This is a genomic window from Adhaeribacter radiodurans, from assembly GCF_014075995.1.
Classification (GTDB): Bacteria; Bacteroidota; Bacteroidia; order Cytophagales; family Hymenobacteraceae; genus Adhaeribacter; species Adhaeribacter radiodurans.
This window is the reverse complement of sequence record NZ_CP055153.1, coordinates 4,691,605-4,716,254: the sequence shown is the minus strand read 5'-3', so window position 1 is coordinate 4,716,254 and position 24,650 is coordinate 4,691,605. Positions and strand designations below refer to the sequence as shown.

General features: G+C 44.1%; 14 protein-coding genes. 9 read left to right on the top strand and 5 right to left on the bottom strand.

What is annotated here, in order from left to right:
- The first annotated feature begins 279 nt into the window (after window positions 1-279).
- The gene (locus tag HUW48_RS18805) at window positions 280-2,568 is read left to right on the top strand and encodes an aconitate hydratase (protein WP_182412406.1); all 2,289 of its coding nucleotides are present in this window, start codon (window positions 280-282) and stop codon (window positions 2,566-2,568) included.
- A 688-nt stretch (window positions 2,569-3,256) separates the two neighbouring features.
- On the opposite strand, the gene HUW48_RS18800 is transcribed toward HUW48_RS18805, so the two are convergent.
- Window positions 3,257-6,562, bottom strand: a complete 3,306-nt coding sequence (locus HUW48_RS18800; protein WP_182412405.1) for a S8 family serine peptidase — start codon at window positions 6,560-6,562, stop codon at window positions 3,257-3,259.
- Between the two features lie 40 nt (window positions 6,563-6,602).
- On the opposite strand from HUW48_RS18800, the gene paaN reads away from it, so the two are divergent.
- Entirely contained in the window at window positions 6,603-8,381 is a 1,779-nt protein-coding gene (gene paaN, locus HUW48_RS18795) for a phenylacetic acid degradation protein PaaN (RefSeq protein WP_317173714.1), read from the top strand.
- Window positions 8,382-8,668: 287 nt separating this feature from the next.
- Here paaN and HUW48_RS18790 read toward each other — a convergent pair whose 3' ends face one another.
- Window positions 8,669-9,595, bottom strand: coding sequence for a sugar phosphate isomerase/epimerase family protein (locus HUW48_RS18790; RefSeq protein ID WP_182412404.1), 927 nt, complete (start codon window positions 9,593-9,595; stop codon window positions 8,669-8,671).
- Window positions 9,596-9,683: 88 nt separating this feature from the next.
- Window positions 9,684-13,196, bottom strand: a complete 3,513-nt coding sequence (locus HUW48_RS18785; protein WP_182412403.1) for a ThuA domain-containing protein — start codon at window positions 13,194-13,196, stop codon at window positions 9,684-9,686.
- Between the two features lie 151 nt (window positions 13,197-13,347).
- On the opposite strand from HUW48_RS18785, the gene HUW48_RS18780 reads away from it, so the two are divergent.
- Complete coding sequence (locus HUW48_RS18780; protein ID WP_182412402.1) at window positions 13,348-14,121, top strand: NUDIX hydrolase; 774 nt, start codon at window positions 13,348-13,350, stop codon at window positions 14,119-14,121.
- Window positions 14,122-14,331: 210 nt separating this feature from the next.
- Here HUW48_RS18780 and HUW48_RS18775 read toward each other — a convergent pair whose 3' ends face one another.
- Entirely contained in the window at window positions 14,332-14,769 is a 438-nt protein-coding gene (locus tag HUW48_RS18775) for a hypothetical protein (protein WP_182412401.1), read from the bottom strand.
- A 478-nt stretch (window positions 14,770-15,247) separates the two neighbouring features.
- Entirely contained in the window at window positions 15,248-16,696 is a 1,449-nt protein-coding gene (locus HUW48_RS18770; protein ID WP_182412400.1) for an alanine/glycine:cation symporter family protein, read from the bottom strand.
- A gap of 556 nt (window positions 16,697-17,252) precedes the next feature.
- Between HUW48_RS18770 and HUW48_RS18765 the strand changes: the two genes are divergently transcribed.
- Genes HUW48_RS18765 through HUW48_RS18740 form a run of 6 tightly spaced genes read left to right on the top strand, consistent with a single transcriptional unit; the run spans window position 17,253 to window position 24,649 of the window.
- Window positions 17,253-17,942: a TIGR04282 family arsenosugar biosynthesis glycosyltransferase gene (locus HUW48_RS18765; protein ID WP_182412399.1), complete on the top strand. Its 690-nt coding sequence runs from the start codon at window positions 17,253-17,255 to the stop codon at window positions 17,940-17,942.
- 43 nt (window positions 17,943-17,985) lie between these two features.
- On the top strand, window positions 17,986-21,042 hold the full coding sequence (locus HUW48_RS18760; RefSeq protein ID WP_246343547.1) for a TonB-dependent receptor: 3,057 nt from the start codon (window positions 17,986-17,988) through the stop codon (window positions 21,040-21,042).
- A 57-nt stretch (window positions 21,043-21,099) separates the two neighbouring features.
- Window positions 21,100-22,326, top strand: a complete 1,227-nt coding sequence (locus HUW48_RS18755; RefSeq protein ID WP_182412398.1) for an ABC transporter substrate-binding protein — start codon at window positions 21,100-21,102, stop codon at window positions 22,324-22,326.
- Complete coding sequence (locus HUW48_RS18750; RefSeq protein ID WP_182412397.1) at window positions 22,313-23,167, top strand: ABC transporter permease subunit; 855 nt, start codon at window positions 22,313-22,315, stop codon at window positions 23,165-23,167. The genes HUW48_RS18755 and HUW48_RS18750 overlap by 14 nt, the downstream gene beginning before the upstream one ends.
- Window positions 23,160-23,921: an ABC transporter permease gene (locus tag HUW48_RS18745; protein WP_182412396.1), complete on the top strand. Its 762-nt coding sequence runs from the start codon at window positions 23,160-23,162 to the stop codon at window positions 23,919-23,921. The genes HUW48_RS18750 and HUW48_RS18745 overlap by 8 nt, the downstream gene beginning before the upstream one ends.
- On the top strand, window positions 23,921-24,649 hold the full coding sequence (locus tag HUW48_RS18740) for an ABC transporter ATP-binding protein (RefSeq protein ID WP_182412395.1): 729 nt from the start codon (window positions 23,921-23,923) through the stop codon (window positions 24,647-24,649). The genes HUW48_RS18745 and HUW48_RS18740 overlap by 1 nt, the downstream gene beginning before the upstream one ends.
- Window position 24,650 lies beyond the last annotated feature (1 nt).

The following is a 24,650-nucleotide window of genomic DNA, read 5'->3' as shown; positions in this document are numbered from 1 at the left end:
TTAATCTAGCTGGTATTTAAAACAAGAAACTAAATAGAACGTTTTAATAAAGTTAATAAAGTCTAACGTTGTTTCATGAAACAGTTCCTACAAAACATAGAATACTGAATCAAACTATGTTTTTTATTTGTTATGATTTTAAATAGTAAAATAGGTACGGGTTAAATAGTACTTTTATTTGGGGTTATATATATTTGCGCCAATTAAATTGGCATTGGTCCTAAATAAGTTCCGGCCGAGATAAAACAATTTTCACATCAGTAACCAATAATTATAAATATGGCTTTTGATATAGATATGATTAAGGCAGTGTATGCCGGATTAGGGGAGAAGATTGCTGCCGCCCGCCAGGCGGTTGGCCGTCCGCTTACCCAAACTGAAAAAATATTATACGCACACTTACATAATGGCTCAGCTATCCAGGCGTACGAGCGGGGCAAATCGTACGTAGATTTTGCTCCGGACCGGGTAGCCATGCAAGATGCTACCGCTCAAATGGCATTGTTGCAGTTTATGCAGGCGGGCAAACCCAGAGTAGCGGTTCCTTCCTCGGTACATTGCGATCACTTAATTCAGGCTCGGGTAGGAGCGAACGAAGATTTATCTGAAGCTTACACCGAAAACAAAGAAGTATACGATTTCTTAGCCTCTGTATCGAATAAATACGGCATTGGTTTCTGGAAACCAGGTGCTGGTATTATTCACACGGTAGTTCAAGAAAACTATGCTTTCCCGGGCGGAATGATGATTGGTACCGACTCGCACACACCAAATGCCGGTGGGGTAGGTATGATTGCGATTGGCGTGGGTGGCGCTGATGCTGTAGACGTAATGGCCGGTATGGCCTGGGAATTAAAGTTTCCGAAAGTAATTGGAGTAAAACTAACTGGTAAAATGAGCGGTTGGACGGCTCCTAAAGACGTAATTTTAAAAGTGGCCGGTATTCTAACCGTAAAAGGTGGAACTGGAGCCATTGTAGAATATTTTGGCGAAGGCGCCAACAACATTTCTTGTTCCGGTAAATCTACCATTTGTAATATGGGGGCCGAAATTGGAGCAACTACTTCGGTTTTTGGTTACGACAACGAAATGAGAGAATACTTGATTCATACTGATCGGGCAGACGTAGCCGAATTGGCTGACCAAGTGGCCGAACACCTGCGTGCGGATGATGAGGTATATGCAAATCCTGAGACTTTCTACGATCAGTTAATTGAAATTAATTTGAGTGAGTTAGAGCCGCACGTAAACGGTCCTTTCACTCCGGATGCCGCCTGGCCGATTTCTCTTTTCGCAGATGCCGTGCGGGAGCATAACTGGCCTTCTAAATTAGAGGTAGGTTTAATTGGTTCTTGTACCAACTCGTCTTACGAAGATTTAACCCGCGCCGCTTCATTGGCGCAACAAGCCATTGACAAAGGTTTAGCAGTAAACGCCGAATATACTATTACTCCTGGTTCGGAAGTAGTGCGTTACACGGCGGAGCGCGATGGCATTCTGAATACTTTCGCGGAAATAGGAGGAGTAGTATTAGCCAACGCTTGTGGCCCTTGTATTGGTCAGTGGGCGCGTCATACCGATGATCCGAGACGTAAAAACTCTATTATTACTTCTTTCAACCGGAACTTTGCGAAACGGAACGATGGTAACCCGAATACCCACGCTTTTGTGGCTTCGCCGGAAATTGTAACCGCCTTTGCTATTGCCGGAGATTTAACTTTTAACCCACTTACCGATACTTTACCCAATAAAAACGGGGAACAAGTAAAACTCGATGAACCAAAAGGTATTCCTTTCCCGGAAAGAGGTTTTGCGGTAGAAGATGCAGGTTACGTAGCGCCAGCCGACGATTCGAGCAAGGTAGAAGTAGTGGTTGATCCAAATTCAGATCGATTACAGTTATTAGAAGGCTTCACTCCTTGGTCGGGTACCGATTTAAGCGGTTTGCGGTTGTTGATTAAAGCCCAGGGAAAATGTACCACCGACCATATTTCCATGGCTGGTCCTTGGTTAAAATACCGTGGTCACCTGGATAATATTTCCAACAACATGTTAATCGGTGCGATTAATGCGTATAACGGAGAAGCCAATAAGGTAAAAAATCAGCTTACTGGTGCTTACGGCGAAGTTCCTGCCGTAGCGCGGGCTTACAAAGCCGCTGGTATTGGATCGGTAGTTATCGGCGACGAAAACTACGGCGAAGGATCCAGCCGGGAGCACGCTGCGATGGAGCCGCGCCATTTAGGCGTATTGGCCGTACTGGTAAAATCGTTTGCCCGTATTCACGAAACTAACCTGAAAAAGCAAGGTATGCTGGCTTTAACCTTTGCGAACAAAGAAGATTACGACCTGGTTCAGGAAGATGATACCTTGGACATTATAGGTTTAACCGAGTTTGCTCCGGGTAAATCATTGCAGGTAGCATTGCATCACGCTGATGGAACTACCAATACCTTTGAAGTACTCCATACTTACAACGAAGGTCAGATTGCCTGGTTCAAAGCCGGTTCTGCCCTTAACTTGATCCGGTTGCAAGAGCAAAGCGCTCCCGCTCCCATGCAAGGTTAAGAAGTAGTTTAGTAAATTTAGATTTAAAAAGGCTCTCGAAAGAGGGCCTTTTTTGTTTTAAGTGGTTTTCCTTGACTCCGTCTGCGGAATGCTTTCGACATCGGAGGCCTAGCAGGTGCTCGATAACCAAACTGGAATATTGTTGCTTATAGCTAACGTTGATCTTACTTTGGCCGAAAATGAAGCAGGTTAATTAACTTGTCTTCGTTTTACTGTCTTTGTTAACCTTACTAGCGCAAGTCTTAGCAGAGCGAAACTTGTAACTTACAGACAAATGCCAGTCTCCCGACTGGCGGAAACCAGGCCATTTCACGTCAGTCGGGAGACTGACTGGGGTTCTTACGCCCAAGTGACGCTTCGCTTAACACTTGCGCGAGGTGGAGTATTTCATTAAAATAGAAGAGAAATTTACTAATTCTATCATCTAACCCTTTCGTCCCTAATTTCAAGAGCCAGGTAGCTACTGGCAATAATACCAGTTTTGCTGTTTAGGGCCTTTTAGCGTTCCGGTGCGGCAAAGCAGCATGGCGCAGTGTGCAACGAGCCAAGGTTCGCTAAACTGCCCGAAACAGCCAAACGAGGCCCACAGGCCACGAGGCAAACTTGAAATCTCAAACTAGTTAGCACCGAAATCTGGTGACTTGCAAAAACTCCAATGATAAATAGTACTCAAAATCATTTCTAAAATTTATCGTAATACCTCCACCCGGCGGGTAATAAGCCCATCTTGGCCCTGAATCCGTAAATAGTAAATGCCATTAGCCAGATTACGTAAGTCGAAGGCCTGTTTACCATTTTGGTACGTTACTTTATCTAATACCTGCTGGCCAACAACATTCACCAGGCTAATAGTCAGCCCTTGCGTAGCATCAATTCCTTCGGAGATAGCAATTGTTAAAAAATCATAAGTAGGAATAGGATAGACCAGAATATCGCTTTCCTGCCACTGCCGGATGTAGTCCAAATACTTAATCTCCACGGTTTGGGTAAGGGAATCCAGGCAGCCGTATTGATTAGTTACTTGTAAGGTTACCAGATACTTTCCGGGTTGTGTGTATTGAATAGTTGGATTTTGTTCCTGGCTGTAGGTGCCGTTGCCAAAGTTCCAGTTCCATTGTTTGGCACCCACCGTCTGATCTGTAAAATGAACCCGGCCATTTGCACCCGGAAATACCGGATTGGGAGAAAAAGCAAAACGTGCCGGACTATTGGCTGGAACTATTGGCATTGCAGTTAAGGGGCTTTCGTAAAGAGAATCTACGTTGCTGATGTAATAAGTGGTAGCTTGTTGCAAAGGCGGGATGGTAAAACCCGGGCCTGTATTTAATAATTGCTTTCCAGTTGAGTCGGCGTAGAATTTAAAATTTTTTCCACCGGTTGGCCGAATAATTAGAGTTTCGCCTTGGCAAACTGAATCTATTTGTTTTACCAGTACCGGGCCGGATTTTAATAGCTGGTATTTAGCTCGGGCAGCTTGGGCAGTTTCTTTTAAATCGATCAAAGCTTCTGCCCCCAGTATAGCAAAAGCTACGGTGGTGGTTTCCCCGGTAAGTAAATTCGGGAGCACCCCGCCTACTACTTGCGATACATCGTTATTGGAACCCTCGGTATTTTGGTTTTGGCGGGAGGAATTACTTATAACCCTAAATTTTTCGGTGTTACTAAAACCATCAGCTAGGTTAACCGCCTCCGGGCCACTAGCTGGGTTACGGATGGCATAAGTAGTTGGCGGTTGATCTGTGAGTAATGTAATACCCGCGTACACCTCTGGCTTGTCCGGTGTAAAAGTATATCCTGTTCGGGTTACCGAATCCCAAACAGCGGCATTGTTGGTATAATCACCAATATCCCAATCGGCAAATAAGCCGGCGTGCAGGTTGGTTAACGGCTCCGAAGTAGTATTAGTAAGTTGATATTCCAGGATGATGTACGGCGTATTCTGCCAGGCGAAGGCCCGCTGTTTTACTTTTACACCCACTGAACCAACCCTGGGGTATCTATCTTTAAACGCGCCGTATGCTTCCTCGTCGGCGCGTTTACTATTTTCTACAAACCGGATTCCTTGGGTAATGGTAAAATCTTCGTCGGACTCGGGAGGCGTAGTGCGCAGGTGGTCGGATACTTTTTCGGGAGAATTACCTACCAGCAAGCCACCTTCGCTCAGCATTTGGCCAAAATTCTTATAAATCACACTTTCTCCTTGTTTCAGGTTAGCCCCGTTAAACCCAATATTCCCCAGGCTAGTAACGGTTGCATCTAAATCACCGGTTTTTAATGTTACGTAATTTGAATTAAGAAGAAGTGTAAAATACTGGTAGTCCGTATAAGTGCCATCGCTAAAACCATAACGAAAACTTACCTCTTGGTTGGCCGGAATATCTTTGCTGATGAGAACCTGAAATGGTTGCGCGGTATTTGTTTTAGAAGTTAAGCTACCCATTGCCCCGGCACTGTAAGTGCTCCGAATAACAGAAACATAAGGCGACGAAGAAGAAAGGGTAATGATTAAACTTTGAGTGGGCGTTAATACGTTCTCAAATGTTCCAATAATTGGTAAAACGTTGCCCGCATAAATACGCTGATAATCGTAGGTGTTTTCGGTATTTCGGACTGCCTTGGGTTGAGCCGTAGTTAAAGCCTGGTATACGTTTAAGCGGCCATGACCTAGTTTTTCCAGGTAGGTATTGTTGCTGCCAACTGCGTAAATGTTATCGGTCGTTACCCGCAGGTGTTCTGCTACTTGCCGGGCAGTATAATTCGGGAATTTTTTCCGGAGCAGGCCGGCAGCTCCGGCTACCAGAGGGGAGGCCATGGAAGAACCTCCTACCCTCGCATAAGTATTAGTTCCGGTACTACTGGTAGTTGAAATACTTATACCGGGTGCGGTGAGGTCGATGGCGTAGTTAAAGGTTTGACTAGCTACTTTTACATCATTCTGATCTACGCTACTAACCGCTAATACATTTTCGTAAGAAGCGGGGTAAAAAAAAGTTTCTTTAGGCGTATTGCCCGCAGCAGCTACTATTATAGCATTTTTATTAATAACGGCATAGTTAATAACATCCTGCTCAAATTGAGAATAGGGATTTTCTCCGCCCCACGATAAGTTAATTACCTGGCAACCATGATCGGCGGCGTATTTAATGCCCTCATAGCCACCAAAAGAGCCATTTTCATCCGAAGAAAAAACTTTAATTGGTAAATAGCGGCAATTAAATCCAACGCCTGCCATACCAGTATTATTATCGGGGGTACCAGCGGCAATGCCGCTTACAAAAGTACCGTGTCCGCCCGCATTCGCATCATTGTCATTGTCGGCTGTATCCCAACCAGTAAAATTATCAATGTAACCATCGTTATCATTATCTACTCCATCAATTGGATCGGCGTAATTATGCTTTAAATTTTTGATTAAATCTTCGTGGTCCAGACGAGTTCCCGTGTCCAGAATTCCGATAACAATAGTTGAATCACCCTTTTCAGTATCCCAACCCTTGTACGCGTGAATTTGTTTTAAATAATATTGGTTTCCGGTTACGGAATCAGCTAAAGGGTCATTGGGCTGATATAGCACCTCGGGTACATAAACGGGTTCTACCTGATCTACCATGCCGGTGCTGAGCAACATGCGGCGTAGTTGCGGAAAAGAATATTTTAAATTCTGAAATTGAACTTCGTACCATAACGATAAATCAACCTGACCGGGTTTTAAGTTGGAGATAGTAGTGGTTTCGGGAAATTTCGGGCGATACGAAGTAGTTTTTATTTGTGCCAAAACCTGCTGCAAGGAATTAAAGGGCGCACTAGCCTGCCGCTGGGGGGTACCGGTGGAGCGGGAATTGGGTTTTAATTTGATTAATAAGTATTTGGGTTGGGTACGGGCCGTAGTTGTTTCCTGATTAGCGGAACGTAAATTTTGCGCCGAAGAAGCAAACCAGTTTAAACTTAAAACAGAGAAAAAAACGAGAAAACAAAAAGAAAAACGGGTAATCATGTCAGCATAGAAGAATCAGGAATATAAGAAAAAGCCAAAGTTGAAAAAGAATCGTTTAAAACTGGATAATAGCCTGAATTCACGTAAATTTAAGAAAACCGGCCACTCCGAAACAATACGAATTTCAACCGAAAAGTATCTAAAAATGGCTATTATTAACAAAGAAAAAAACCAAACGTTGTTACAGCAAGCCATCCGCGCCCTGCACGAACGTACTTTTTTTGCGGCTTACCCCGAAAACCCTACTCCGGAGGTATACGGCGAAACCGCCGATCTGGAAGGGCGGACTGCCTACGAAGCCTATTTACATAAGCCGTTTACAGAGTTACTGCAACCTAATCCGTCGGATTGGGTGGGGCAGGAGGAGTCGCCTTATTTACAGCAAGCTTTGGGTATTACGTATCCGTTTTTTGAAGCAAACACATTAATAGAACGGGCCGAAAAGGCTTTTCATACCTGGCGAAAAGTAGATCCTGCGGAACGGGCAGTTTTGCTGGTAGAAGCCTTGGAACACGTAAAAAAGCAATTTTTTCAAATTGCTTACGCTACCATGCACACCACCGGTCAATCTTTTTTAATGTCTTTTCAAGCATCCGGGCCACATGCAGCAGATCGGGCTTTAGAAGCAATTGCGGCCGGTTTAGAAGAGCAAACCCGTTTCCCGGCGCAGACTGAGTGGGAAAAGCCTATGGGGAAGTATAGCATAAAGCTGCAAAAAAGTTGGATACCAGTGCCGAAAGGTATTAGTGTGGTTATTGGTTGTTCTACCTTCCCGACCTGGAATACAGTACCGGGTATGTTTGCCAGTCTGGTAACGGGTAATCCGGTAATTATTAAACCGCATCCGAAAGCCGTTTTACCTATTGCGTTGATAGTGGCTCAAGTGCAAAAAGTATTACAGGAACAAAACCTGGATCCAACTATCTGCCAGTTGGCAGTAGATGCCCAAGATAATTTAATTACCAAAGAACTGGCCGAACACCCCAAAGTTAAATTAATTGATTATACCGGTAGCACCACGTTTGGCAATTACCTGGAAAAACTACCCGGTAAAATGGTTTTTACCGAAAAAGCAGGCGTTAATTCGGTTATATTAGATTCAACAACCGATTTAGATAAAGTATTGCAGAATCTGGCTTTTTCAGTCTCCTTGTATTCCGGACAAATGTGTACCGCTCCGCAAAATTTCTTTGTTCCCGAAACCGGAATAAAAGTAAATGGTGAAGTCATTCCTTACGAAGTAGTCACCCAAAAATTGAGCGATGCTATAGAGGGCTTAGTCAATAATCCTAAAGCCGGTCCGCAAATTTTGGGAGCCATTCAGAATGTTGCTACGGAGCAGCGCGTGAAGGATTCGGCGCAAGGCCACGGAAAAGTACTGTTATCTACTTGCAATATTAAAAATCCGGCTTTTACCGATGCCCGGATTTGTAGTCCTGTTTTATACGAGGTTACCTCCGCCGATAAGGATATTTATAACCAGGAGTTGTTTGGCCCTATAGCTTTAATTATTAAAACAAAAAATACAACTGAATCCATTGCTTTAGCCCGGGAATTAGCTGAAACGCAGGGAGCCATTTCGTGCGCCGCTTATACCACCGATCCTGAAATTAAAGAGCAGATAAAAGATGAAATGAGTCTGGCTGGTACACCCGTAAGCTTTAATCTTACCGGCAATATTTACGTGAACCAAAATGCGGGTTTTTCAGATTTTCACGTAACGGGCGGTAATCCGGCGGGTAACGCTTCTTTCACCAACCCCGAATTTGTAATTAAGCGTTTCACCTGGGTAGGTTTCCGGGAGCCCGCTGCTGTTTAGTAGATGCCTTTTACTAAAATCCAAAATACGAAACCCAGGAAAAAGTTTATTGTGTATTCGGCCTTTTAGAACTAAGTAATTGGCCAGAATTAAATTTGGTAGAGTATGATTATTCGCTGTCTTATTCAGGAGGAACCTATTTAACTCAATCAGACCAAAAATTTAGTAAATTATTGATCTAATTGAGTTAAATAGGTTGAATTTTCTTATTAATACTACTTCCTGGGAAAAGCTGCTGCTTAAGTGCCTAGCCTAAAACTTTTCGGTTAAAATTTTCTGCTACTAATCTAACTTAAAAGTTTTTTTAAATTTTGTATGCTGGTGGAAATGCTGGCAAACGGATCGGCAGGCATATCGTGCTCCACAAAAAAGTGCTGCAAACCCGCTAGCTTTGCCTGATCAAAAATGGGTTTAAAATCGATGGTACCGCTGCCTACTGGCTGAATGGTTTGCCGGTCTTGAGTTAAATCTTTTACGTGCCACAAAGGGAAACGCCCCGGATGTTGCTTAAATAAAGCTACCGGATCGTAGCCACCTTTTACTGCCCAGGCTAAATCTAATTCCATTTTTAAGTTATTAGGGTCGGTTTGGGACAGTAGCATATCGTAAGGAACCTGGCCTTCCACTTTTTTGAATTCGGCATCGTGGTTATGGTAGCAAAAGATTAAACCAGCTTTTTTAGCCGCTTCCGCCGATTTATTTAAAACGTCGATGGAAGATTTTATCTCATCTAAAGTGCCAATTGGCGTATTGGCGCAAACCAGGTATTTCACGCCACCAGCCGCTGCTTCGTCGATCAGTTCCTGGTAGTTATCGCGTAAGTTACGCATAGGCGGAATAGAAATAGGTTTGCCATCGGCACCGGTTGGCATTTTAGCACCTGGCGGTAACTTAAAAGGCGCACCTAAAACGTGGTGCGATTGCCAGGTTAATCCTATGTCTTTGGTGAAGGCGGCAAATTCCTGGGGTTTCATGCCGTAATACCCGCCTTTCTTGCTGAAAGCCGATTCAATTTCCTGATAACCTAAGGCGGCTACTTTCTTTAAAATACCTGTTACATCCTGATCGATTACGTTAAATAAAGTAAATAAACCTAAACCAATCGGCCGCATTGCCGCTGAATCAGATAAAAAATTGGCTGATAACTTATTAGCCGTTAGCAAACCACTCAAGGCCATTGCTCCGGTTTGCATTAAAAAATTTCTTCTCTTCATTTATATGATGGTTGTTTGTTATTAGTTGTTCGTTATTGACTTCTATTATTCTGAAATTCGGTTAGAGTATTAAAATTTACTAAAACCCTTAATTCTTCGTTTGACCTACCGCATTTACGGGAGCTTTCGTTTCGTTTTCCTTGGCTTTGAAAATAACATTCGTCACCACAAACAGTGATTGGCCGGCAGGAGCTTTGCTGTTTTTAAAGACAAAATACAAATCTTGCAAATTGGTAGTAGTCGTTAGCGGAACAGTTATAAATTGAGGCGGAGTAGACATAACCGGAGTAGTAGTCGGTACAATTTCTTTGGACGTACCCAGTAACTTTCCCGTTGGCAAATCCTGATGCACCTCGATAATGCCACCGGCCGCATTTACTTGTTCTTTTGGAGCCATTACCACAAAAGTAAGCTCCTGAATACCCGATAAGTCTAATTGCTCAAAGCCAATGTGCGCACCAGAACCCGACACAATTACTAAATCAAGCGGTGGATCGGCTAATTTTAACTTCTGAATACTGTGCGTGAATTTAGCAGAACTGGCTAATACATTCGGGTTGCGTAGTACCCGGGTTTGTTCCGCGGAAATACCTGGTATGCCATTCGCCCCCTGGTCGCGGTAAGAAGCGCGTAAGACATAAACGCCTTTTCCTTTATCAGTAGTGGGTAAAACTGGTGTATAGTTACCCTTAACTGGTAAAGATTTAGTAGCGGTTTTCTCAGTAGCTAAACTCAATACATATTTTACCATCTCCGTAGCATCGTTCAACGCTAACTGCGGATGGGCACTCATGGGAACTTCGCCCCAAACTCCTTTACCACCCGAAATTACTTTTTTCGCCAATCGCTCGGTGGCACCATTATCGTTTTGATATTTTAAGGCTACCTGCTTATAAGCTGGCCCTATAGATTTTTTATCAATACTATGGCAGGCTTTGCAATCGCTGCTTTCCATTAACCGGAGCCCGGTAGCAAATTGCGCGGAACCTTCGGCATCTCGGTGTCCGGGAGCAATTGCCGCCTGGTCAAATCCTTCCGGCAGGTAATCAATGGTAACCGCCACCTGCGCCGGATTAATTTTGCCAGTTGCTAAGCTGCCGTCTTCTTTATCGGTAACTTTTACCTGGTAGGCCAACGGTTTACCCGGAATGAAGAAACTCTTGTTGCCCTGGGTAATATCAAAGGCTAATACCGGCGGGTTGTTACCGGCTTTTATTTCTAAAGATTTGCTGCTCTTTTCCCCTTTGGCGTCGGTTACGGTAAGAGTTGCTTTATAAACTCCCGGCTTAGTAAAGTTTATGGTTGGGTTTGCCTGGGTAAAGGTTTTATAAGTACCGGCAGCAGAAGTAATTTTCCAATTGTATTGCAAGGCATCCTGGTCAAAATCCAGGGTACCTTTCGATGACAAGTTTACAGCTAAAGGTAAAGCTCCGGCCAGTTTGTTGGCGGCTATTTCTACGGCTGGTTTGCGGTTGCCACCGTTGTATTCTATCCGGACTAATCGCGCATCGTCGTTGGCCTGAAACCAGCCGGAACCATATTCCAGCATGTACATATCGCCTTCCGGGCCAAATTCTAAATCAACGGGGTTACTAAATTTATAATTCGGCATAAAACGCTCCATCGACGCGTAATTTCCGGCTTTATCCAAAGTTACGGCCATTATCCAGCCGCGCATCCATTCGTAGATAAATAGTTTTCCGTTGTAATAAGCCGGAAAAGCGCGTTTGGCTTGCGGGAATAAATCCTGATAATAAACGGGCCCGGCCATGGCACTACGGCCACCGGAACCCACTAATGGAAACTCTTTGGAGGCACCGTAGGGGTACCAGATAAAAGCACTCTGTGCGGGAGGGAGTTGATTTAAACCCGTGTTGTTGGGCGAAGTATTCAGGGGCTTGGCGGCTTCAAATTTAGCTCCGGCCTGGTTATTAGTAAAATTAACCTTGCTGTAAGCTTTGTTATTGCCTACAAAATACGGCCAGCCAAAGTTACCCGCTTGGCGCGCTTGCCCTACTTCGTCGTTGCCTTCCGGACCTTGGTCGGAAGGATCGTTGGCATCGGGACCAATTTCGCCCCAATATACGTAACCGGTTTTGCGATCCACGGAAATGCGGTACGGGTTCCGATGGCCCATGGTGTAAATTTCTGGACGGGTTTTTGGCGTACCTTTCGGGAATAAATTGCCGGCCGGAATAGTATAACTGCCATCTGATTCCGGGTGAATACGCAAAATTTTACCCCGCAAATCGTTGGTATTGGCCGAAGATTTTTGCGCATCCCAAGGGCTGCGTTCCGGGCGTTCGTCAATAGGAGCGTAGCTGGTAGCCCGGGGGCTGGTATTATCGCCGGTAGATATGTACAAATTACCTTGGGCGTCAAAAGCCAGGGAGCCGCCGGTATGGCAGCATTGTTCCCGTTGGGTAGGCACTTCCAGCAGCACTTTTTTGGAATCCATTATTAGCTCATCGCCCCGAAGTTCGTAACGGGTTAAAATATTTTTAGCTTCCGAACCAGCCGCGGAGTAATACAGATAAAGCCAATGGTTCTGTTCAAATTGCGGGTCTTGGGTTAAGCCCAGTAAGCCATCTTCGCCTTCCGTTACTTTACCTTCTTTATCGGTGTACTTGGTACTTACCGGAATAGTAGCAATTACTTTAGTTTGATTAGTACCCGGAGAATACATTTTTACTTTACCCCCCCGTTCAATAAATAATACCCGGCCATCTTTTAAAACCGTAAGCTCCATGGGTTCGGCTAACTTTTCGTCGAGTACTACTTTAGTAAAACGGTTTTCTTCCGGCATTTTGGGAGTTCGGACCTGCGTGTAGTTCAAGGTTTTTAGTTTTTCGCCGCCCATGGCGTAGTTAAGGCCCGCAAATAAGTGCTGCAAAAACAAAGGTTCGGAAAAAGAAGCATCGGTATGGCCACCAGCAGTATAAAAAGCTCGTCCGCCGTCAAATTCCTGAAACCATGCCATCGGGTGGTTGTCGCCGTTGGTACCGCCCCGATAGGTTTTCTCATCGATTTTAAGCAATACTTTTATATCCGGGCTGATATTTTTATAGGCGTAGAATTCGTCTTCGCGTTCCCAGTGTTCGGGTAAAAAACTCGTTGCCGGATTAGTTTTATCTACTACCACAAAAGTACCTTTCTGCACGTTATCCGGCATTGGATGATTATCGAACCAAGCACCGGCTAATTTCACGTACCAGGGCCAATCGTACTCGGTATCGGCGGCAGCGTGTACACCCAGATAACCGCCCCCCGCCTGAATGTAGCGCTCAAAATTGTTTTGTTGCTCAGCGTTTAAAACGTCGCCGGTTGTGCTAAGGAAAACTACTGCTTGGTAGCGTTTTAAATTTTCTTCGTTAAATTTACTCGCGTCCTCGGTGGTATCTACTACAAAGTTGTGTTCCCGACCCATTTTCATAAAAGCAGCTTTGCCTGCCCCAATAGAAGAATGCCGGAAAGCAATAGTTTTACTAAAAACCAGTACGCGCGGTGGTTCCTGGTAGAGAGCGAAGGAAACTAATCCGGTTAAGGCTACTAGAAAAAGAAAAATAGCTAAGGATTTTAAACGGTAAAAGTATCTTTTCATGAAGGTGACGTAAGTGCAACAAATAAATAGGGAACCAAAAGCTTTAATTAAAGTAAATCATTCAATATCAATGTGCGTAAACATTACGCAATATACCTAATTATTTAAAAGTGCGTAATTTTTACACATTATTTTTTCATAAGTTTATTTCATGAGTACCGATTCCGACTTTTTAGATTTTATTCATAAAGGCTACGAGCAGCATCTTCCGCATTTATCCATTGATTGTGCCGTTTTTGGGTTTCACGAAAATCAACTCAGGTTGCTGTTAACCAAAGTAATACGCATTAACCAGTGGAGTTTACCGGGTGGTTTTATTCGGCGCGAGGAATCGGTGGATATGGCTGCCCAACGCATTTTGCGGGAAAGAACGGGACTCGATAATATTTATCTGGAACAATTTAAAGTGTTTGGGTCGGCGGACCGCAATAATACCCCCGACACCAAAAAAATAGTAAAATCGGTAGATAATAATATTACTGACGATAATTGGTTATTGCAGCGGATGGTATCGATGGGATATTACGCCCTGGTGGATATTGCAAAAGTTACACCTACGCCGGATACGCTTTCGGAAGAATGCCGCTGGTGGGATTTAACTACTTTACCGCCCTTGCTTTTTGACCACTCCGAAATTGTAAAAGATGCTTTAAAAGCTTTACGGCAGCATTTAGCCAATAAACCCATCGGTTTTAACCTACTACCCGAAAAATTTACCATGACCGAGTTGCGGCGGCTCTACGAAACTATTCTAGGCCGAACGATTGACCGGGGAAACTTCGAAAAGAAAATACTGAAATTAGGAATATTGGACCGGCTGGACGAAGTAAAAAGCAATGTTACCTATAAGGCACCTTTCTTGTACAAATTTAATACGGTTAAATACCAGGAGCTTTTAGAGACTGATGCCGGGTTTGGGTTTTAAATTTTTTAATTGTTATGAGGGGCTTTTTGTGAAGATACAAACGGCGGCACCAGCCATTGTCCATGTTCAGGCGTAAATTATTTGCTTACTTTGGGCATTAGCAATGTGCTTACTGAAATTTTTTGTGTAAGTTCTAGTATATTAAAAAGTTAGGGTTGATTTACAAATAAGTACGAAGAGAAACGCGCCAGAATCTAACTACAAGATAAACTAATCTAAGGCTGGTTCCGGCTGAGTAATTTCGAACGCTATTGCCGGATTTTTAATTTGTAACCAGGCAAAAAGTTCTTTCGCTTGCGCAAGCCTTGCGGGGGGAGGCAATTCTAACTTGTTGCCGTTTGTATAGAGGTTTAGTTTTAAAAACCGGGTAGCATTAGAATAGGATATTTTCTGAAATTCGGAGTATGGAATTTTCTCTGTTTTATTCGAAAATCCTTTCTTTACCAATAAATAAGAGTCATGGAACTCAGCCACCGATTTAAAGTACTTTGTAAAAAATACCAGGATAATAACTTCTATAGCCAGGCTTAGAAACAGGGCCACGCCAAAACCTACAAGTTTTAGCAAAAGCTGGTACGTAAGAAAGCAAACGACAAAAGAGAGGGTAGGAAATTTCCAATCAGCTTGCGAGTATTTGTATAGAGCCATTTAATTAATTTCTGCTTTTTAATGTAAGCTTTAAAGTAATATCCGAATGGCTGGTTTCCAATTTTGAGTAAACAATTTTATTATATTAAAGCCGTAAATTTCAGGGTATTTACCACTAGCAGTTTTTTAACAGGCGGTAATTAACGGATCCAAACAATAGTAATTCCGTTGCCGAATTATTTTACCGTTTTTGAACTCATAAACTTGACGAAAGAAAATCCATTATCCCATTGAACTTCTGGATCCCATTGATGCCATCAAGCAAATTATGGAAGTAAAAGGCTGAAATAACAAAGAATTGGAGCCATTTATTGGGCCTAAATCACGGTTGCCAGAAATATTAAACCGGAAGATATACTTTACCATTCCGCAAATTTACCGACTCCATAAGTGTAAGCTTCCCCGAAATAGTACTAACTCTAGAAGAGAATAATTTAACTTAGAACAGGATTTTGAAGTTATAATTTGATTATAACGGCTACCTCGCTACGGGCTGTTGCTCTGGCTTTTTCCACGCTTCGGCATTTTTAATTTTTAATTGCCGGGAATCAAACTCCGGATTTAAACCAGCATTTTTCTGGGTTTGGTAATCTTTGAGTGCCCGTAATGCTGGTTTCTGCAACAAAAGAATGGCAATGATGTTTAGCCAGGCCATAACGCCTACTCCAATATCACCTAAAGCCCAAGCCGATTCAGCGGTTTTGATCGAACCAAAAAAGGTAGCCCCCAGAATAAATGCCCGCAATAACCCCAGTAGTACTTTAGGAGTGCCTTTCGCCATTAAGTAACTTAAGTTTGTTTCGGCAATATAGTAATAGGCCATAATGGTAGTAAAAGCAAACAATAACAAAGCTATAGCCACAAACCCGCCCCCCAAAGCTGGAAAGTGGGTATTAACGGCTTGCTGGGTATATTCCGACCCAATGGGTATACCAGGAACCTGCTCTACCAGGAAACCACCGGCCGGATTAAGCACGTTATATTGCCCAGTAAACAAGATCATAAAAGCTGTAGCCGTACAGACAAACAACGTATCGACGTACACCGAAAAAGCCTGAACCAGCCCTTGTTCTACCGGGTGACTTACTTCGGCGGCTGCCGCCGCGTGCGGAGCCGTTCCCTGGCCAGCTTCATTTGAATAAATACCCCTTTTTACTCCCCACGAGATGGCCATGCCAAATACTCCGGCAAAAGCCGGTTCCAGATCAAAAGCCGAGCGTATAATCAAAATTAAAACGGCAGGTATTTGGGTGATGTTCATCCCGATGATAATAATAGCCATTAAGATATAAGCGCCCGCCATAAACGGAACAATCCATTCGGCTACTTTCCCAATTCTTTTTACGCCGCCAAAAATAATCAGGGCAAGAACCAGCGTTATTGCCCCGCCTGTAATAGCCGGAGGAACCTCAAAAGCATTTCTTATTCCCAGAGCAATGCTGTTGCTTTGCACCCCAGGTAACAAGAAAACCATGCTTACGATGGTGGCCAAAGCAAAAACCACCGCGTACCACTTCATCCCCAAACCTTTTTCGATATAAAAAGCCGGTCCCCCCCGGTATTGGCCGTCTTTAACCTCTTTATAGATCTGGCCCAGGGTTGCTTCTATAAAAGCGGAGGCACTCCCTAAAAAAGCAATAACCCACATCCAAAAAATAGCTCCCGGTCCACCCATGGCAATAGCGGTAGCTACGCCGGCAATATTACCAGTACCCACCCGGCCAGCAATGGCAATGGAAAATGCTTGAAAAGAACTAACGCCCTTCTGCGAGGATTGATTATTGAAAAGCAAACGAATCATGTCGCGTAAATAACGCACCTGCAAAAACCGGGTGATAACGGAGAAATAAATGCCGGTACCCAGACAAAGTAGAATTAAAGCGTTACTCCAAACAATATTATTAATGTCAGTAATTAATTTTTCCATACTTTAATATAACCCAAATAACAGGTACTAATAAATTAGTTATTGGGCTTTTCGTATTTGCCCCCTTCTTTTTGAAGGCAAGTTAAAAAACTTTACAGGTATTTTGAGTTGCCCTTTCATTTAGTATCTTCTTAGGTGATTAAATAATTATAATTGTGAAGCTAATTGGAGCGAAAACAGGAGAGCGATAAAGTTTATATCTAATCTAAAAATCAGGTAATTAAACCAATAAGCAGAATCGGAAAACTTAAAAAATGATTATCCAGGAAGAAGTTTACCTAATTTGTCGAATGTTAATTATATCCATACCCAGCTTTTAATTTAAAAGCAACTCTTTCTTGAGCTGCCTTTTAAAGATACCGGTAAAGCAAGAAAGACTTAATGCTATCCGGTTTTTCGCCATTTCTTTTTTATTGTTATTCGAGATGAAACCTTTTAAATCTATTTAAATGAATCCTTAATGATTTTTACGATTTAACTAAAACGCTCTGTTTATTATTAATTGCAAACAAAACGTTAAACTTGGGGTATATAATAAAAAATTAAAAAACATCTATTGAAAGCTGCCAGGGCGCATACGGCTGTTTTGCTTTTTACCCGCACTTCTACCGAAGAAGCACGGGCAAAAAAATTTACCCCTAGTACCCGCCGAAACAAAGCCATCATCCGCCAGCTTATTAATCGAACAAAGCTTCTCGTACAGCAGGCCGGGCTCCCCTTAATCGTTATAGATTCAACCAAACAAAAAGGAGAAACCTTTGGCGAACGTCTGCAGCATGCTATTCAGCAAGTAGTTAATGCTGGTTACGAGCAAGTTATTTGTTTAGGCAACGATTCGCCCGGCCTAACACCCGGACTTCTACGCCTAGCGGCCGCTAAATTGCAGCACCAGGATTTTGTTTTTGGTGAGGCGGCGGATGGCGGAGTCTACCTCATTGGTCTGCGGCAGCCAACCCAATTTAAACTTAATTTTACTACCATACCTTGGCAAACCGCTCAGGTATTTCAAGAGTTATGCCGGCAAACCACCTTATTCCGGGTAACAATACTAGAGCCCATCCTGGCCGATGCCGACAATACCGCTGCAATTCTTGCTATTAGTAACACCTGTACCACAAGTCGTTTTTTAATAATTTTGCGGTCGTTGCTTCAATTATGCAAAGCAACTGCTGTAAGTTTTACTCCGTTGTTAGTTGCCGCCCGAATATCAACCCCAGGCTTACGGGCGCCACCCAGGGGAATGTAGCTTCTGGCTTTATTCCTTTGTTCAACTAATTTATTCTATCAACGTGAGAAAACTTTTACTCTTGTTCGGGTATTTTATACCCATGGCCGCTGCTTGGGCGCAGGGCGCTATTGAAGTTACTGTCCTAAATCCTAAACTGGAACCCGTACCGGGGGTATCCTTAACCATAACCAGCGAGGCTATTAGCTTCAGCGCAACCAAAAGCACCAACAGCAAAGGCTCTGTTACCTTCTCGGGCCTCAGCACCGCCGGTACCTATATTATACTTTTTACCGAAAACGAGACGTATAGTGCTGTTTCTTCCGAACCAGTAAGTCTGCGCTCTAACTTTAACCGCACCGTAACCCTAGTACTCCCATTAAAGCAAGAACGGGTTTTAGCGGGTGTTACGGTGTATCCGGATAATACTACCCGCATTAACCGGTACAATGCCGAGGTATCTTCGGAAATGCGCATTGCCGAAATTCGCGAGTTGCCGGTAGAAGGCCGGGATCTTTCCCGGATGCTATTTCGGTTGCCCAATGTTACGCAAGCCACGGGTTTTTTCCCGGAAGCGCCCAATGTGAGTATTAACGGGGCTAATCCCCTTTTTAATAATTATTTGATTGACGGGCTGGATAATAACGAGCAATTTTTGGGTGGCTCCCGCTTTAGTGTTCCAATTGGGTTCGTTCAAAACGTATCGGTGCTTACCAACAACTACTCAGCGGAATTTGGAAATACGGGCAATGGCATCATCAACGTAACATCTAAATCGGGCAGCAACGAACTACAAGGCGAGGCCTTTTTCCTAACCCGGCCTGGCTTTCTGGATGCTTCCTCGCCATACGCGCAGCGCGACCTTTCGGGAAATCAAGTGAAAGATGGTTTTCAGCGGTATCAGGGGGGCTTTGGTGTAGGTGGCGCTATTGTAAAAGGAAAAACTTTTTATTACCTCAATTATGAGCACACCACCGATTTAAAAGATAATATTTTGAGCAGCCCGGCTTTAGGTGTGAATGAAACCATCCGGGGTAAAAATTACTTCAATTATGTTTCCGGTAAATTAGATCATTACTGGAACGACCGTTTTCACTCCACGTTCCGCGTAAATACGGGTATTGTGGGCATTGGTCGCCAGGCCGGTGGTTTAACAGGTGGGTTGAATTTTCCATCTTCGGCGAGCGACCAGGTGCGTAATACGCTGAATTTAGCCAGCACGAATGTGTATACCTCCGGCAATCTTACTTTAACTACGAATGTGCAGTACGCCCGTTTTCGTTGGGATTATGCCGCACCAGATAATCCTACCAGTCCAGATGTAACCATAACCGGACCAACCGGCGAAACAGTGGCCGTGCTGGGGCATCCGGGTTATGCTTTTGAGAGTATCCAGCATACATTACAAGCTCAGCAGAAAGCATCCTGGTCTGTGGGCAGCCATAGTTTTAAAGCCGGAGCCGAAATATTGAGCACGGATCAAGCGCTTTATGGCGGGGGTAATCCAAACGGCAGCTACCGGGTGCAACTCACCCAACCCCAATTAGATAATTTGCGGACGGCGAACCGGGGCTCTGCATTAAGCGTGACGGATATACCCGCGGATGCTTTGGTAACCAACTACTCCGTTGAATTACGCCCCGCTTCTTTCGGTAAACGGCAGAATATCTTTAGTGCTTACCTGGAAGACCAGGTGCAGGCAACCGAGCGGCTGAATCTGAACCTGGGCCTTCGCTACGACTATGATAATCTTTCCCGGGGCGGTAACGCCAAAGGGGACTTTAATAACCTGGCTCCCCGCTTGAGTTTTAATTACCAACTTACGCCCAACAGCACCATTCGGGGTGGTTTTGGCTTATTCTACGATAAAATCCTGTACACTATCTACAGTGATGCCTTGCAACAAAACAACAATTCACCTGATTTTAAACAACAGATTGCCTACTATGTAGCGCAAGGACTGTTACCCGCCGATACGGACGTAGACCGGGTTACCTTTAACGGTAATCTTACGGTAGGGCAAAGCAATAATGCCGGTTTACCTTTTGCTTACCTGCAAGGTCCACCGGCTGAAAATTTTTCCGATCAACGTAATCTGTTCAGCAACGAACGGCGAATCTTAAATCCGAATGGTTATGATAACCCCTTTACACGGCAATTTTCCTTAGGTTACCAATTGCAGGTAGCACCTAATAAGCTCTTTTACGTGGATCTGGTATATAATCAGGGACGTAGCCTGTTCCGGACTGTTAATTTGAACGCCCCGGCAGCCTGGGACTACAACCGCAGCCAGCAAAACGGTATTGCCCGCAGCAGTGCCTGGGCCGATTCTACCCGGGCTCTTCCGATCTACGGTAACTATGCATTAATTAATGGCAACCGGGTAGAAGGTGTGGCGCGCAGTTTGGTAATGACGGAATCAGAAGGTAAAAGCAACTACTACGCCGCCAGTTTTAACTTGCAGAAAGATAAAGCAGATGATAAGTTCTCCTACCGTTTAATCTACACTTTGTCATTCCTGGAAAACAATACCGAGGATATTAATTTCCGGGCCATGGATGCCAACAACTTTCAGGCGGAATGGGGACCGAGCATTAACGACCGGCGCCATGTGATTAATGCTATTTATAATTACTATCCAATTTCCAACTTAACACTAACCTTGGCGGCCTTACTGCAAAGTGGCCAGCCTATTAATCGTATTCCGGATGCTACCCAGTACAGAGTGGTAGATAGCCGGGGCAATTCTCTTATGAATGCTGCCGGCAACCCAACATTTACAAATGATTTAAACGGGGATGGCTCCGCCTTTGGGGATGCCTACGTTGGTAACTCCGATCGTTACCCAGGCGAAGAACGCAATTCTGATCGGTTGCCATGGTCCAACACTTTCGATGCCAGCGTGCAATATTTTGTGCCTTTTGGTACCACTGGCAAAAACGGACTGGAAATTCGGGCGGATGTGTTTAATTTGTTCAACGCCGAAAACCTGAGCGGCTACAGCAATAATGCCACGCAAAGCAACCAGATTCAGGTAGGACCTGCGAGCAGTGGTTTGCTGGTGCGCCGGAATGCGGCTCCTCCCCGCCAGGTACAATTTGGTCTCCGGTACATTTTTTAATATTCGGTTATTTTTCTCTTTTGGAGGGAAAGGTAACGAATACCTTACTTGAAGCGCATGAAATTTAAATACTTTACTACTACTGCCTTATTTCTTTCCTTATTTTTGAGCAGTTGCAACAGCGAAAACAGGCAGCAAAAACAATTGAATATTGCGGAGGAAAGTTGGCCCAACCTAGAGCAAGCTGCTAAGGGTACTACCGTACAAATGATGATGTGGCAAGGGGATCCGCTCATTAATAAGTACATGGAGGATTATGTTAAGCCAAAATTACGGGCTCTGTACAACATCACGCTCGACATTTCTTCTGGCCAAGGAAAAGACATTGTGGGTTTTGCCTTAGCCGAAAAAGAAACCGGAAAAAAAACGAGTGAGATCGACGTGATCTGGATTAATGGCGAAACCTTTTACCAACTGCGTCAGCTGGATGCACTTTATGGTCCGTTTACCGAACGGTTACCCAACAACCAATTGGTGAACTGGCAAAGTTCATTTATTGCCCGCGATTTTCAACAGCCTGTTAAGGGCATGGAAGCGCCTTGGGGAAATGTACAACTAGCTTTTATTTACCATTCCGGTAAAGTAACGCAGCCGCCCGCTTCGTTTAACGCTTTGGAAACTTACATTCAAAATAATCCCGGCACCTTTACTATTCCCAATGAGTTTACCGGCATGACGTTATTAAAATCCTGGATGATAGCCTTAGCCGGTAAAGAAGAACTAGCCGGATCATTTAGTGCCGCCAAGTATACTAAGTACAGCCAACAGCTATGGCAAAAGCTGAACCGCCTCAAACCGTATTTCTGGAAACAAGGGCAGACTTTTCCTGCTACGCTCGCGCAACTGCACCAGCTTTACGCCAACGGAGAAGTAAATTTTACTTTTAGTAATAATGATGCTGAGGTAGACAACAAAATTTTACAAGGTGTTTTTCCGCCGGAATCCCGGGCCTACGTTCCCGAGCCGGGCACTATTCAAAACTCCCACTATCTGGGTATTATGAAAAAAGCGGCTAATGTACCTGGTGCGCTCGTGGTGATTAACTTTCTGCAGTCGCCGGAGGCGCAGTACCAGAAGGCCAGTCCAGCCGTTTGGGGCGATGGTACTATCCTCGCATTCTCCAAACTACCCGATGAATGGCAACAAAAATTTAAAAATATCTCCGCCCGCCGGCAAGCCCCGGATCGTTCCAAAATACAACACCGGGCTTTCGAAGAATTGGCTCCCGAATACATGATCCGTTTGTATGATGATTTCAGAACTAAGGTTATTGAGCAGAACTAAGAAAACCACTGGTTTGTATTGGCGCTTCTTGTTTTTGTTGCTGGCCGTGCTACCCGTTGCTGGAGGTTTAGTTTATGGCTTAGCCAATAGCTTCGGCTTAACCGGTGTGCTGTCTACTGGTTTTACCCTTGAACATTGGCACCAGGTATTGAGCAGCAGTGCTTTGTTGGATTCTTTGGCTTACAGTATTTACATTGCATTGGTAGCTAGTAGTTTGGCAACTGTTTTGGCCTTGTTTTTAGCTTTATATTTTAAAAAAAGTCTGCATCGGGGCGCACTCAGCTATTTATTGTTCCTGCCCTTAACCATTCCGGCCATGATCATGGGTTTCTTAATCTTTGAACTACTTACTAAATCCGGATTGCTGTCCCGGATAGTTTATCAAGCAGGATGGTTAATAGACTTACAGAATTTCCCTAGCCTGGTTCATGACTCCTGGGGTTTTGGAATTATTCTGGCGCATGTATGCATGGAAGTGCCTTTTTTAACGCTGTTATTTCATGCTATTTACCAGGAGCAGGAACTCCATTTACTAAAAGCGGTTTCCGAAAACCTGGGAGCAGAAAAATTTTACTTTCTCCGGCATGTGGCGTTCCCCATCCTTTTAAAAACCGCCGCCCCAAACCTAATGCTTTATTTTATTTTTATTCTGGGCTCTTACGAAATACCCTTGCTCATCGGCAGTCAGCAGCACCAAATGGTAGCCGTGTTGGCCGTACAAAAATTTCAGCGTTTTAACCTGCTCGATATTCCGCAGGGGTATGCCATTAGTGTAGCTTTTACTGGCTTGGTGCTGCTCTTGCTTTTACTATTTTTTAAAAATGTGAGCCGCCATGTTTAGAAAAATATTGCTGTCAACTCTCCTTTCAGCTGTCCTGCTGCCTTACGTGTTCTTCGGAATCTTATCGCTGGGTCAAAAATGGTTTTACCCGGATATTTTGCCGCAACGTTTTACCCTGGATAACTGGCAGCAACTACTGGTTAGGCAAGGAGAACTCCAGGTTGGGTTGTTGCTCTCGCTGGTATTGGGTGTGGGAGTTGCCTTACTATCAACCCTCATGGGCTTTGTGGTTAGTAAAGAAATTGCGTGGGCCAAACATAAAAACCGTTGGTTGCTATTGGCTTACTGGCCATTTGTGTTGGCGCCTGTGGTGCTGGCCATACTGGTACAACGCTTCTTTCTATTCACTAACTTGAGCGGCAAAGTCATTGGCGTATTATTAGGGCAGCTCATGCTGGCTTTTCCGTACGCAGTTATTTTGTTCCAAAGCTTCTGGAACAACCAGGTGCTGCAACTCGAACAACAATCTCTTACCTTAGGCGCTTCAGCGGGCTATACTTTACGGCATATCCTGCTGCCATTGGCCAAACCGCTGCTGCTCATGTGCTTTTTCCAGACTTTCCTGATTTCCTGGTTTGAATATGGTCTGACCCAATTTATTGGTTTAGGTAAAATTAAAACCCTTACCATATTGGTATTTAAATACGTGAACGAAGCCAATATTTTTTATGCCGCTTTGGCTTCCTTGCTCATTATGGTGCCACCCGCCATTTTATTATGGTTTAATAAAAAATTTGTTTTTAAAGGAATGTAATGCTGCAAGTAAACAATCTATTTAAAACGTATGCTAATCATCCGGTGTTGGACCAGGTTTCGCTGGAGCTAGCCCCAGGACAAATTCTAGCGGTACTGGGACGCTCCGGTTGCGGCAAAACCACTTTGCTTAAAGTTATGGCGGGTTTGCTCCCGGCCGAAGCAGGTACCATAAGTTGGGCCGAACAAAACATGGACGCCGTACCCGTTCAGAACCGGGAAATGGTGTACCTATTTCAGGAACCGCTTTTGTTTCCGCACCTCTCGGTTTTTGAGAACCTTGCCTACGGTTTGCGTGTTCGTAAAGAAACTGAAGTTGCTGTGCAGCAAAAGGTGTCGCGTATGTTGGAGGAATTGGAACTACAGGAACACGCTCCGAAAATGCCGCATCAGCTTTCCGGTGGTCAGCGCCAACGGGTTTCTTTTGGACGAGCCATTATATTTTTACCCCGGGTTTTGTTGTTGGATGAGCCCTTTGGTAACCTCGACGCCCAGACCCGTGCTACCATGCAAACTTTGTTTTTACGACTAGCTAAAAAATTTAACATCACGGCTTTGTTTGTAACGCATGATGTAAAAGAAGCTTTACTGGTTGGTGATAGATGGGCGTATATGGCGGCCGGTAAGTTTCAAATGTATGCTTCCAAAGCCTCTTTTATGGATGATCCGGCAACGGGTGTTCGGGAGGAACTAGCCTTTTGGCAGGCTCTGGAACAAAACAATATTTAGT

Coding starts and splice junctions, on each gene's coding strand:
- HUW48_RS18740 (WP_182412395.1), top strand. CDS start 23,921: ATGCTGCAAGTAAACAATCTATTTAAAACGTATGCTAATCATCCGGTG.
- HUW48_RS18805 (WP_182412406.1), top strand. CDS start 280: ATGGCTTTTGATATAGATATGATTAAGGCAGTGTATGCCGGATTAGGG.
- HUW48_RS18775 (WP_182412401.1), bottom strand. CDS start 14,769: ATGGCTCTATACAAATACTCGCAAGCTGATTGGAAATTTCCTACCCTC.
- HUW48_RS18790 (WP_182412404.1), bottom strand. CDS start 9,595: ATGAAGAGAAGAAATTTTTTAATGCAAACCGGAGCAATGGCCTTGAGT.
- HUW48_RS18785 (WP_182412403.1), bottom strand. CDS start 13,196: ATGAAAAGATACTTTTACCGTTTAAAATCCTTAGCTATTTTTCTTTTT.
- HUW48_RS18780 (WP_182412402.1), top strand. CDS start 13,348: ATGAGTACCGATTCCGACTTTTTAGATTTTATTCATAAAGGCTACGAG.
- HUW48_RS18770 (WP_182412400.1), bottom strand. CDS start 16,696: ATGGAAAAATTAATTACTGACATTAATAATATTGTTTGGAGTAACGCT.
- HUW48_RS18755 (WP_182412398.1), top strand. CDS start 21,100: ATGAAATTTAAATACTTTACTACTACTGCCTTATTTCTTTCCTTATTT.
- HUW48_RS18800 (WP_182412405.1), bottom strand. CDS start 6,562: ATGATTACCCGTTTTTCTTTTTGTTTTCTCGTTTTTTTCTCTGTTTTA.
- HUW48_RS18745 (WP_182412396.1), top strand. CDS start 23,160: ATGTTTAGAAAAATATTGCTGTCAACTCTCCTTTCAGCTGTCCTGCTG.